Annotated in this window: 9 protein-coding genes; 2 read left to right on the top strand and 7 right to left on the bottom strand. The window is 61.6% G+C overall.

The window, feature by feature from the left end; all coding sequences use genetic code 11:
- Positions 1–103: 103 nt before the first annotated feature.
- Entirely contained in the window at positions 104–598 is a 495-nt protein-coding gene (locus tag AABM55_RS11950; protein WP_347929669.1) for a thioredoxin family protein, read from the top strand.
- Positions 599–603: 5 nt separating this feature from the next.
- On the opposite strand, the gene AABM55_RS11945 is transcribed toward AABM55_RS11950, so the two are convergent.
- The gene (locus AABM55_RS11945; protein WP_054596799.1) at positions 604–1,011 is read right to left on the bottom strand and encodes a MerR family transcriptional regulator; all 408 of its coding nucleotides are present in this window, start codon (positions 1,009–1,011) and stop codon (positions 604–606) included.
- A gap of 77 nt (positions 1,012–1,088) precedes the next feature.
- On the opposite strand from AABM55_RS11945, the gene AABM55_RS11940 reads away from it, so the two are divergent.
- Positions 1,089–2,312, top strand: coding sequence for an NADH:flavin oxidoreductase/NADH oxidase family protein (locus tag AABM55_RS11940; protein ID WP_347929668.1), 1,224 nt, complete (start codon positions 1,089–1,091; stop codon positions 2,310–2,312).
- Positions 2,313–2,368: 56 nt separating this feature from the next.
- Here AABM55_RS11940 and AABM55_RS11935 read toward each other — a convergent pair whose 3' ends face one another.
- From AABM55_RS11935 to cobN, 6 genes are all read right to left on the bottom strand, one after another.
- Positions 2,369–3,094, bottom strand: coding sequence for a DUF2182 domain-containing protein (locus tag AABM55_RS11935; RefSeq protein ID WP_347929667.1), 726 nt, complete (start codon positions 3,092–3,094; stop codon positions 2,369–2,371).
- Positions 3,095–3,096: 2 nt separating this feature from the next.
- Positions 3,097–4,656 carry a tyrosinase family protein gene (locus AABM55_RS11930; RefSeq protein ID WP_054596796.1) on the bottom strand — a complete coding sequence of 520 codons (1,560 nt, stop codon included), beginning with the start codon at positions 4,654–4,656 and terminating at the stop codon, positions 3,097–3,099.
- 134 nt (positions 4,657–4,790) lie between these two features.
- Complete coding sequence (locus AABM55_RS11925) at positions 4,791–6,434, bottom strand: phospholipase D-like domain-containing protein (protein ID WP_347929666.1); 1,644 nt, start codon at positions 6,432–6,434, stop codon at positions 4,791–4,793.
- A 58-nt stretch (positions 6,435–6,492) separates the two neighbouring features.
- The gene (locus AABM55_RS11920; RefSeq protein WP_347930021.1) at positions 6,493–7,095 is read right to left on the bottom strand and encodes a VWA domain-containing protein; all 603 of its coding nucleotides are present in this window, start codon (positions 7,093–7,095) and stop codon (positions 6,493–6,495) included.
- Positions 7,096–7,148: 53 nt separating this feature from the next.
- On the bottom strand, positions 7,149–8,156 hold the full coding sequence (locus AABM55_RS11915) for an AAA family ATPase (RefSeq protein ID WP_347929665.1): 1,008 nt from the start codon (positions 8,154–8,156) through the stop codon (positions 7,149–7,151).
- A gap of 228 nt (positions 8,157–8,384) precedes the next feature.
- Positions 8,385–12,158: a cobaltochelatase subunit CobN gene (cobN, locus tag AABM55_RS11910; protein WP_347929664.1), complete on the bottom strand. Its 3,774-nt coding sequence runs from the start codon at positions 12,156–12,158 to the stop codon at positions 8,385–8,387.
- Between the last annotated feature and the right edge of the window lie 2 nt (positions 12,159–12,160).

The raw sequence follows: 12,160 nt of genomic DNA, 5'->3' as shown, positions 1-12,160 counted from the left end.
AGTCTTTAGGTCTTTGCCAGTGAACGCGGCACGAACAGCTCTCACGTTCCGATCATGTTGAATACGTACTTGTCCCAACGTTTTCTGTGCAAAGGAGTATTCCGTGAATCCAAAAACCGCTCCCATTACCCTGGCGCCGCAATACCGCCGGGCATTGAAGACCTATCTCCCGGTTGTCCTGTATTTCGGCAGTCAGCACTGCTACGCCTGTGAGTTTGCCGGGCCGATATTTCGGGCGACGGCCGAGGCCTATAAAGATCGCGCCGAGTTTTACATGTTGAATACAGCCGAATCCCCCCGTCACCCCAAGGTCAGCGGCACCCCCACGGTGTTGTGCTATTGCAACGGGAAACTGCTGAGAAAGCTCAAAGGTTTTGATAGTGCGGAGACTTTGAACAACGTGTTTATCGCTCTCTTGGGCAAGGCTCGCGCTAAACCTGTCCCACGCAGACCGCAGCGTGACCTGCAATGGTTACGGCAAACCCTTGGCTCTTTACGCACCGTTCCACGGGCGCATCAGTTGCTCGCTCATCGCAGCGCGAAGACTTCGAAACCCTCGTCTCCAGTCTCTGCCGACGGTTGCACCAATCAGAACTGAACGCATCAGTGGTGCTTGAGCGTCGCCAGCACGCGCTCGGCGTTCTCCGAACACGCCATCCCCTCAGGCCGATCCTTGATGGTCTCGATCATGCCCAGCAACTTCGCCTTGCTCTGCGCCAGATGCTGTTGCATCTCTTCGATCTGTCCGACCTTGTGCTCAAGGCTCGACACCAGTTCGTCGTGCCTGAGCTCACCCTGCTTTGGACTGGTGAGCAACTGCTTGAGCTCTTCCAGGCTGAACCCGGCCTGCTGCGCACACTGGATGATTTGCAGGGTTTGCAGCACCTCTGCCGGGTAGCGCCGATAACCGTTGGCCAAGCGCTGGACCTGGCCGATCAACCCCTGGCTTTCGTAAAACCGGATGCGCGAAGCGCTCAGGCCGCTCATTTGCGCCAACTCACCAATCTTCATCAGAACCTCATTACCACGCTTGACATTAAAGTTAACTTTAAGCTTAGCCTCACCTCTCCACTACTGAGGAGTCAAGCATGTCGCCCTTTCACGCGTTGAATCTGCCCAACGGCCAGACGATCGGCAATCGCATCGCTAAAGCGGCGATGGAAGAAAACCTTGCCGACACTGATCAAGCCCCCTCACAGGCCTTGATGCAGCTCTATCGGGCCTGGGCTGATGGCGAGGCCGGTTTGCTGTTGACCGGCAACGTAATGATCGACCGTCGGACCATGACCGGCCCCGGCGGTGTAGTGCTGGAGGATGAACGGCACCTTGAACGTTTCCGTCAATGGGCTGCGATTGGTCGGGCCAAGGGCGCACAGTTCTGGATGCAGCTCAACCATCCCGGGCGCCAGACCATGGCCAATCTCGGTCAACCCGCCTGGGCGCCGTCTGCCGTGGCGCTGGAAATGGGACAGTTCTCGAAGATGTTCGCCCAGCCCACACCGATGAGCGAAGACAACATCCAGGAGGTCATCCAGCGCTTCGCCACCAGCGCTGCCCTGGCCGAAAAAGCCGGTTTTACCGGTGTGGAAATTCACGCGGCGCATGGCTACCTGATCAGTCAATTCCTGTCGCCATTGAGCAATCGACGAACCGACCGCTGGGGCGGTTCGCTGGAAAATCGCGCGCGCTTGTTGATTGAAGTGGTGAACGCCGTTCGTGCAGCCGTCACGACAGACTTCTGCGTCGCGGTGAAACTCAATTCCGCCGACTTCCAACGTGGCGGCTTCGATGCCGACAATGCGCGGCAGGTCATCGACCTGCTCAACCCGCTTGCCATCGATCTGCTGGAGTTGTCGGGTGGCAGCTATGAAGCTCCGGCGATGCAAGGCGAAGCCCGCGACGGTCGGACTCTGGCGCGCGAGGCCTACTTCCTCGAAATGGCCGGTGAACTGGCGAGCCGGGCACAGATGCCGGTAATGGTGACTGGCGGTATCCGACGCCTGCCGGTTGTCGAACAGGTGCTGGCCAGCGGCATTGCCATGGCCGGTATCGGCACCGCGCTGGCGGTCGAGCCGTTGCTGGTCAAACTGTGGCGCGAGGGACATGACAGCCACCCACAATTGCCGCCGATCACCTGGAAACGCAAGCCCTTGGCGGCACTGGCCAACATGGCCGTGGTGCGCTTTCAGATCCAGCGCCTGAGCCGCGGTCGCCAGCCAAAACCTGCGGTGTCGGCACTCTGGGCGTTGATTCTCGACCAGTTGTACATCGCCAAACGCACGCGCCAGTACCGGGCAGCGATGAGCAAATAGCCGGATGGCTTATGCAATCCTCGTGGAGCTGCCTGCGGCCGCTTCACGGGTGAGGGTCAGCGAAACAGGCGGGGCCAGTGCCAACGAGCGGGTCGAGGACGCTTGAACCGTTCCCAGAGCATCCAGCCCATGCTCAACAGCATCAACGGCACATGCCCCTGCTCTGCCAGCATCGGCAACAACATCAGCGCCCAGCACGACCCGACGCACCAGCCTGCGCTGACCACACCATAGGCCAGACAATCCTTGATAAACCCCCAGCCGAACGCCGAAATCCTTGGCTGGTGATGACAGCGGTTCAGGTACCGTTGTTTGAGCGGCGAGGCCTGCCACACCAGACACACGGCCAAAGTGACGATAAACGCCATCGCCTGCGAAACCCCAAACATCACCCGCGCCGCGACTACCAAGGTCATGAGCAGCAGACCGGTTAGCGTCCAGACACTGGTGAAACCCAGCACAAACAACACCACTGCCTGCCAGCGCTTCCTCAGCAAACTGCGTTGCCATACATACGTCAGCGGATGGACCAGCAGCAAAGGAGTCATCGCCAGCAACATCGATAGCCATGAAACCACCAACTGGCGAGGAGGATTGAACAGCAACGCCTGTTCAATCCCCTGCCAGCTCGCGGCATAAGCAAGCGGCACGAAGGCTCCGCAGAATGCCGGGATAGACAGCATCTGCACCGAACCGAGGAGCAGCCCCCAACCTGCCAGGCTGATCAGGATCAGCCACGGCAGGAAGCCTCGGGTCACGGCCTGGATGAGGTATGCCCCCATCTTCAGTCGCCTTGCCGATAGACACTCACACGACCGACCGTGATGTTGTCCTCGGCCTGAACATCGGTCACCGGCACAAAGCGCACTTGCAATTTCGCCAGAACCGGATGGCCGCTGGCACTGAGCTTGTCGAAGACATCAGTGATTTCCAGCACATGGCTCACACCCTTGCCGCCATGCTGGCTGTCCGGACTGCTGGCCTTGCGCACGCCAAACAGCGAGATCGACCCAACGTATTGGTCAGGCAGCGCCGACAACTGTCCCTCGACCGGCAGACTGATGTACACGTCGAAGGTCGCCGCGTCATTGTTTCCGCGGATGTTTTCCAGGTTGAGGTACACCCGGTCCAGGGAATGCTCCGCAACCGTGGGGGCAAAGGCCCGGGATTTCAGGTTGCCCATCAGCTTGCCCGAGGTGCTCTGATCGAGTTGCAACGGCGTCTCGACTGTAGCGCCGGTCAAGGCGATGGCTTTGTCATTGGCGCCGAGCAGTTCGGCGGGTGATTGGGCGCTCATGGATTTTTCCTTCACTACTGCCGCACCAAGAGGCTCGGGGCTTGCGCCCAAGGTTTCCAAGCGTTGTTGAAATGCCCGGGTACCGTGCAGCGGGTCGGACGTATCCTCATAACTATAATCCAGCTTCGGTGCCCGGGTATCGAGCATGTCAGACACCTTGAACGGCCACGAATCGCCGCTGACCGTCGGCACCACGAAACCCCGACCCGGGGTCGGCGGACCATTGAGCCACGCACCGTTGACCGGGTTGCGGTTCTGCCGGTCACGCTGCAGCCACACGTCCCAGAGCCGGTCGATGTTGGCGTGATGCAGCCAGAATATCGGGTCCAGACCAGCGGTATCCGGATCGATCATCAACCCCGGTACCCGGGTGCCCTGTTGCTGGCCGCCCACGGCGACGTGCACGTAGTTGTGCGGTTGCGACTCGAGCCGGCCGCTGACCTGGCCATAGTGCTCGAACACCGTGACCGGGCCACCAAAACCTGGAGAGCCACCGCCGGAACCGCCGGCGAAATCATGATCGGTAAGGGCCGGACGCAGATTGATCCGCTGCTCGTTGAGCACCACCACCCCGTTACCGGTCGGGCCAAACCGGCGAGCTACAAACAAGGGATTCTGCTCACCGTTGGGCAACGTGGTCGCCGCGAAACAGGCCGGAAGCTTCAGCGTCTGCTGGTTCTCGTTGTAGTTCCAATACGGCAGGGCCCAATCACTTGGCCCTCCGAGGCTGACGATAGCCTTGCGGACGATCTGCTCGAATGAAGCAAGATAGCCGCGGTGCCACGGCAAAAAGTACCAGCTCTGGTGCTGACACTGGTTCCAGTAGGTGTCCTGATCTGCCTGGGACGGTAGCTGCTCACCCCGTCGCAGATAACCGGCGCTTTGCCAAAGGGGAATATCGATACCGTGAATCGCCGCCAGAAACCGCCAACTGGTGCGGTCAGTGATCGGTCGTTGTTGAAGGACTCCGACGCCACGCGCATACCACAACAAGGTATCGCTCCAGCCAGAACCCAGCTTCCATACATCACGCCGTACATGTGCCATGGTAGTTCTCCCTGAAAAACCGCGTGAATGAGGAGCACACTCCTCAACAAGCAACGGTAGATCAGGTGCCGCACAGCCCCTGTGAAAGCAGACCGGCGGCATGACCTTCACGGCCAGGCAGAATCGGCGATCATTTACCGCCCGGAAAAACGTAACCGCGAGAGCATTCGCAGGTCGCCGTCCAGGTAATAGGCGTTGGTCCAACTGTCATCCACTGCCAGGGGCGGAACCTGCTTGAGGTCCTCTTGCCTGGCGGCATAGCGGAATCGGTAATGCTCGTAAAAGCGCAGCAATTCCAGGCCATAGCGGTCGGCCAGATCGGTGTCGCCGCGAATGATCAGGAAGTTTTCGTCGTTGCCTTCACTGGCATTGATGCTCAGATTGTGGCTGCCGCTGATGATGATCGGCGCGTCGGTGGTGAAGTCGACGACGATGGCTTTGAGGTGCACCAGCAAATCGCCCTTCTGGCCTTTCATGCTTTCCTTGAGCCAGCCTTCGATACCGGTGTTGAGCAACGCAGTGGCGGCGAAATCGGCCGTGCGGTCGGCGTGATAACCGGTGATGCGGCTGGCGGTGTTTTGCAGGCCATAGCGCAGCACATCGTCGTGGGGCTGGCCGAGCAAGGCGTTGAGGATTTCGTCCGGCAGCGCGAACGCGGTGACAAACAGAACGTCCTTCTTCGCCGCATTGATGATCTCGACGAATTGCTGCAGATCGGCCTGGCCGGTACGCGGTGAGAATCCGACAAACAACGGCTGTGACGGGTCCATCGGGTTGTTCTTGGTCAACCAGCTGCGTGTAGCACCCACGTCGGCCGGCGCAGCCCAGATCTGCTCGAACACTTGCAAATAACGGACACCCACAGCGGTATTGTCCAGCACATGCACCACGTTGGCCTGGCGGTAGACGCCGTTGTCGGTGAAATTGGTACTGCCGCACAGCACCGATTGCGGCCGATATTCACCACCATCGATCTTGCTCAGCACGATGAATTTGTCATGGAAGATCGCGTGGGTCACCCGCCCCCGCTTGCTCTCGTCGGGAAGCTTCGCCAGGCTCTCTTCATTCATGGTGGTGTCGGCATCACCGGGCTTGGCGTGATACAGCACCCGAACCTTGGCACCGCGCCCAAACGCCGCGTTGACCGCATCGATAATGGTCGGCAGTTGATACTCGTAAATCGCGATGTCCAGCGCCCACTGGCCATCCACGGCGCGCTCGATGAAACCGGTGATCTGCTCCAGCAAGCCGTTCTCCAGCCATTGCCGTGGTGCGGCGGGCCAGTCGTCGAGGGACAGGTTCTTGTTGGCGCTCAGCTGTGCGTCGAGCTCGGGGAACTTGCGGGAGAATGCCTGGCTGGCCGCCACCGCACGATTGAAAATGACATGCTGGCCCGCCGGCAGGCCATTGTCGGTGGTAACCGTCACCGCCAGGGCCTCGCCCAGTTGCGGCGCATCCGGCGTGCCATAGGCCAGATGCACCCGATAGTTGATCGTCACGCCCGGATTGACGGCGTAATCAGCCCAGCGAAATTTCTGCAACGGCGCGCTGTCGCTGGGCGTCGCGTTGTACTGGGGAAAGGTGTGCGACTTGCCGGGGAAGGTCAGGCTGTTGAACAAAAACTCCCAAGGCCCGCTGCCTTGCTGTTTTTCGATGGCGAAACCGAGCAGGCCTTTGCGTCGCGGTTCGGCCAGGTCCATGGCCAGTAACACACCGTTGGTACCGGCATAGGCTTTGACCCGGAAATCGTCCTGACTGTTAGCGGCTAGAACACGCATGATCCACTCCTGTGATGAGCTGAATCCACAGCATAGGTGCTGTGGGTAATTCGGCAGATTAAAGCGTGTCGATATGTCGATAGTCTGCGTTCAATTCGTGCGCCAGGACCTTCGCCCGCCCCAATCGAATCGGCCCGCGCTCGATGTCCACCAGCAGCGCCGGGCAATTGAGCGCCACCTGCATTGGCGTGTTTTTTAGACGGCCATCGGTCAACAGCAACACGCGTTGTTGCTCTGCCGGGAAACGCTTTTGCCGCAACGCCAACCACTTCGTCGCCTCATCCAGCGCGGCGAACAACGGCGTGCCTCCGCCCGCACCGAGTGCGTCGAGCCAGTCGCGCAGGCTGGCCGAGGCTTTCAGGCCTTGCACTTGCCACTTCGGCGCAGCACCACTGGCGGTCAACAGCGCAAGGCGCGCACGTTGGCGATAGGCGTCGTCGAACAATTGCGCCAGCAGGCCTTTGGCGTCGCTCAGCGCCTGATGACGCCGGGTCGAGGCCGAGGCATCGACAATCACCAGCCACAGCTCGTGAGGTGAACGACTGCGCAGGTGAAACAGCAGATCTTCGCGCTGACGCGGACGGCCGTTGAGCAGCGTGCCGGGCCAATTGACCGAGCCGTTTTGGCTGGCTCGACGCTGACCTTGCCTGCCATTTTTCAGGCGTCCTGCGCGGGGTTTGGCATTCGCCCCCGCATCAGATCGAGGGCGAATGCCTAGGGCTTTTTTGGCCAGCTCGGCACTTCACGGCGGGCGCCGGTGGGTAATGCCTGAGCCGGCATTTCACCCCACTGGCCCTGGCCTTCGCCGGGGTTCGGTTGTTGGGTTGCGGACGAGTCTGGCGTGGTGTTCTGGCGCGGCGCAGACGGCGGCGTGTCGCGACGCCGATGGCGCAAGGCAAACTCGGCGACGGCATCGATGTCTTCCTCGCTGATCGCCCCGGCCCCACGCCACGCCGCATGGGCGCGAGCGGCACGCAGCCAGACCAGGTCGGCGCGCAAGCCGTCGACCCCGGCGGCAAAACAACGCTCGGTGATCTGCGCCAGCGCCTGATCATCCAGAGGAATGTTCGCCAGTGCCGCACGTGCACCTTGGCAGCGTTCACGCAATGCCTGCTGCTGAACTTCCCAGTCGGCGCAAAAAGCCTGGGGGTCGCTGTCGAAGTCCAGCCGGCGACGGATGATCTGACCGCGCTCAAGCGGCGCCGTGTGACCGCTGAGGGCGACGTTCAGGCCGAAACGGTCGAGCAGTTGCGGACGCAGCTCGCCCTCTTCCGGGTTCATGGTGCCGATCAGTACAAAGCGCGCCGAATGCCGATGGGAAATGCCGTCGCGTTCGATCAGGTTGGTGCCGCTGGCAGCGACGTCGAGTAACAGATCCACCAGGTGATCGGGCAGCAGATTCACTTCATCGACATACAACACGCCGCCGTCGGCCTTGGCCAACACACCGGGGGAAAACTGCGCACGGCCTTCACCCAGCGCGGCGTCCAGATCCAGGGTACCGACCAGCCGCTCTTCAGTCGCGCCCAACGGCAAGGTGACGAATTGCCCGCTGGCGAGCAAATCCGCCAGGCCACGGGCCAACGTCGACTTGGCCATGCCCCGCGGGCCTTCGATCAGCACGCCGCCGATTTTCGGGTCGATGGCCGTCAGGCACAGCGCCAGTTTCAGGGCATCGGCGCCGACCACGGCGGAGAGCGGGAAATGCGGGGTGTCGGTCATCGGGTTTTCTCGTATGTGGTCGGTGGTGTCTATTAGTACATATCACGGACAAGCCCGGCATTTGTGGCGAGGGGGCTTGCCCCCGTTCGACTGCGCAGCAGTCGGAAACCAGCGGACGCGTAATATCTGACACACCGTGATCGTCGTTTTGGGGCCGCTTCGCGGCCCAACGGGGGCAAGCCCCCTCGCCACAGGATTAACGGTCGGAGCGCAATTTTGTGCCGGGCATCAACTGTCTTCTTCTATATCCAGCAGCAAATTCTCCAGCGCCTCGCGGTACTCGCCCGGCTCCTGCCACATCCCGCGTTGCTGGGCTTCGAGCAGGCGTTCGGTCATGTCGCGCAAGGCGTGCGGATTATGCTGCTGGACGAATTCGCGGGTCGACGGGTCAAGCAAATAGGCGTCGGCGAGCAAGGCGTACTGGTGATCGTCGATCAACTGCGTGGTGGCGTCGAAGGCGAACAGATTATCAACGGTGGCCGCCAGTTCAAAAGCGCCTTTGTAGCCGTGCCGCTTGATCCCGTCGATCCACTTCGGGTTCGCCGCTCGGGAGCGGATCACCCGGTTCAGCTCTTCCTTGAGGGTGCGGATCTTCGGTAAATCCGGCTGACTGTGGTCGCCATGGTAGCTCGCCACCGCTTCACCGCTGAGGCTTTCGACGGCGGCGAGCATGCCGCCCTGGAACTGGTAATAGTCGTTGGAATCGAGCAAGTCGTGCTCGCGATTGTCCTGGTTTTGCAGCACCGCCTGAACCTGGCTCAAGCGCTGGGCGAACTGTTCGCGAGCGGCCGTGCCCTCATCGGAACCGCCATAAGCGTAGCCGCCCCAGTTCAGATAGACCTCGGCCAGATCCTCGCGGCTCTGCCACAAACGGCCATCAATGGCGCCCTGCACGCCCGCGCCATAGGCACCGGGCTTGGCGCCGAAAATCCGCCAGCCGGCCTGTCGTGCGGCGGCCTCCTCGTCCAGACCGGACTGGATCAGCGCTTCGCGTTCGCCGCGAACCTTGGCCGCCAACGGGTTCATGTCGTCCGGTTCATCCAGCGCGGCAACCGCTTGCACGGCCGCGTCGAACAACCGAATCAGGTTGGCGAAGGCATCGCGGAAGAACCCGGAAACGCGCAACGTCACATCCACGCGCGGCCGGTCGAGCAGGCTCAGCGGCAGAATTTCGAAGTCGTCGACCCGCTGACTGCCCGTCGCCCAGACCGGACGCACGCCCATCAGTGCCATGGCCTGGGCGATGTCATCGCCGCCGGTGCGCATGGTCGCCGTGCCCCAGACCGACAAACCCAACTGGCGCAAATGATCGCCGTGGTCTTGCAGGTGCCGTTCAAGAATCAGGTTCGCCGACTGGAATCCAATGCGCCAGGCGGTGGTGGTCGGCAGGTTGCGCACATCCACCGAGTAGAAATTGCGCCCGGTGGGCAGCACATCGAGGCGTCCGCGACTCGGTGCGCCGCTAGGCCCTGCCGGAACAAAGCGACCACTGAGCGCATCCAGCAGACCGCGCATTTCTGCCGGGCCGCAGGCGTCCAGTCGCGGTGCGACGACGTCACGCAAGCTGCCGATGATCGCACCGACGTCACCCCAGCCGGGCTGACTCAACAACTCGACATCAGCGCTGAGCGCCTGCTCGATCAACTGCGCGGCGAACAGCTCAAGACGTTCGCGAGTGTCGCCAGCGGTGCGCCATGCCTCAGCGCTGAGCGTCAGCAATTCAGTCGGTTTCGGACCGGACCAAGGATCGGACAACACACAATCCAGCGGATCGAACCCGAGCGTGAAAGCCTTGGCCAACGCCCGGAGCAAACTCGATTGCGCCCCTCGACCGTCACCGCGCGGAATGCGCAGCAACGCCAGCAAGGTGTCGATACGCAGACGCCCGCTTGGCGATTCGCCGAACACGTGCAGCCCGTCGCGAATCTGCGACTCTTTCAAGTCGCACAAATAGGTGTCCAGACGCGGCAACCAGATCGCGGCATCGGCGTCGCTGTCGAGCTTCTCGTCGAGTTGCAACTCACGGTCGATATGGGTTTCACGCACCAGATTAAGGATGTCGCGCTGCAACTCACGCGCTCGGCGTGGGTCGAGCAATTGGGCTTCGTAATACTCGTCGGCCAACAGTTCCAGATTGCGCAACGGGCCGTAGGTTTCCGCGCGGGTCAGCGGCGGCATCAGGTGGTCGATGATCACTGCCTGAGTCCGCCGTTTGGCCTGCGCGCCTTCGCCCGGGTCGTTGACGATGAACGGATAGATGTTCGGCAGCGGCCCGAGCAATGCGTCCGGCCAGCAGCTTTCGGACAGGCCAACGCCCTTGCCCGGCAACCATTCGAGGTTACCGTGCTTGCCGACGTGAATCACCGCGTGGGCGCCGTAGGCCTGACGCAACCAGAAATAGAACGCCAGGTAACCGTGGGGCGGCACCAGGTCCGGATCGTGATAGACCGCGCTCGGATCGACCTGATAACCGCGCGCTGGCTGAATGCCGACAAAGGTCAGGCCAAACCGCAGCCCGGCGACCATCATTCGTCCACTGCGGAACATCGGGTCGTTTTCAGGCGATCCCCAACGTTCCAGCACCGCTGCACGGTTGGCTTCGGGCAAAGCGTTGAACATCGAATAATAGTCGGCCAGTGCCAGACTTTGCTGGCACGGGCGCAGGTCGATGCTCTCCAGGTCATTGCTGACCCCGCCGAGCAATTGCTGAATCAATGCGGTGCCGCTTTCCGGCAAACCGGCGGGCAATGGATAGCCCTCGGCGTGCAGCGCCCGCAGGATATTCAGCGCCGCAGCCGGCGTGTCGAGGCCAACGCCGTTACCAATCCGCCCATCGCGGGTCGGGTAGTTGGCGAGGATCAGCGCAATGCGTTTTTCAGTATTCGCCACCCGCGCCAACTCGACCCAGCGCCGCGCCAGTTCAGCGACAAAATCCATGCGTTCAGGTTGCGGTCGATAGCAGACCACGTCGGACTGACTGCGCTCACTGCGCCAAGCCAGATCCTTGAAACTGATCGGTCGGCTGATGATCCGCCCATCGAGCTCCGGCAAAGCGATGTGCATCGCCAGATCCCGCGGGCCAAGCCCTTGCTCGCTGGCACGCCAACCGGGTTCGTTGTCCTGGGCGCAGATCGCCTGGATCACCGGGATATTGCGCCGGAAGGGTCGCAGATGCGGGGCTTCGGGGCTCGATTGAGCAAACCCGGTGGTGTTGAGAATCACCGAGGCCTGCACCTCATCCAGCCAATCCTCGACCACCGTCAGGCAGCCGGGCTCTTTCAAACTGGCCAGCGCTATCGGCAGCGGGTTCAGCCCCGCTGCCTGCAAGCGCTGGCAGAAAACATCGATGAAAGCGGTGTTCGCCGCCTGCAAATGCGAACGGTAAAACAGCACCGCCGCCACCGGTTGATCAAGCTGCCAGTCGGCTTGCCAATCGCCCAGCGTCGCGTTGCTTTTGTGTGGGTGGTAAATCGCGGTACGCGGCAAGGTCTGCGGTTCGGACCAGTGGTAATCGCGGCCCAGCCAACGGCTGGCCAGACAGCGATACAAATCCAGCGCATTGCCCATGCCGCCCTGACGCAAAAAGTGCCAAAGCCGCTCGCGGTCTTCGACAGGCACGGTGCTGAGGTCGCTGAGCTCCGGGTCAGGACGGTCATCGCCCGGCACCAGAATCAGTTGCACACCGCGTTGCGACAGCTCCACCAGACGTTCAATGCCATAGCGCCAATAGGCGATCCCGCCGTGCAGCGAGATCAGAATCACCTTGGCGTGGCGCAGCACTTCGTCGACGTACAAGTCGACCGAGGCGTGATTCTGCACCTGCATCGGGTTGGCCAGGCGCAGGCTCGGATAGTCCTCGGGCAACTGCTGCGCCGCTTCGGCGAGCAGCGCCAGACTGGAGTCGCCGCTGCACAGAATCACCAGCTCGGCGGGGGTTTGGCCAAGGTCGGCAATGTTGTCATCCGAGACGAAACCGCCGGGCTGGGTCCTGAGCAGGTGCATGG

Source organism: Pseudomonas helvetica, assembly GCF_039908645.1.
GTDB lineage: Bacteria > Pseudomonadota > Gammaproteobacteria > Pseudomonadales > Pseudomonadaceae > Aquipseudomonas > Aquipseudomonas helvetica.
Note: the sequence above shows the minus strand (reverse complement) of the source record. Positions and strands in the feature narration are given on the sequence as shown.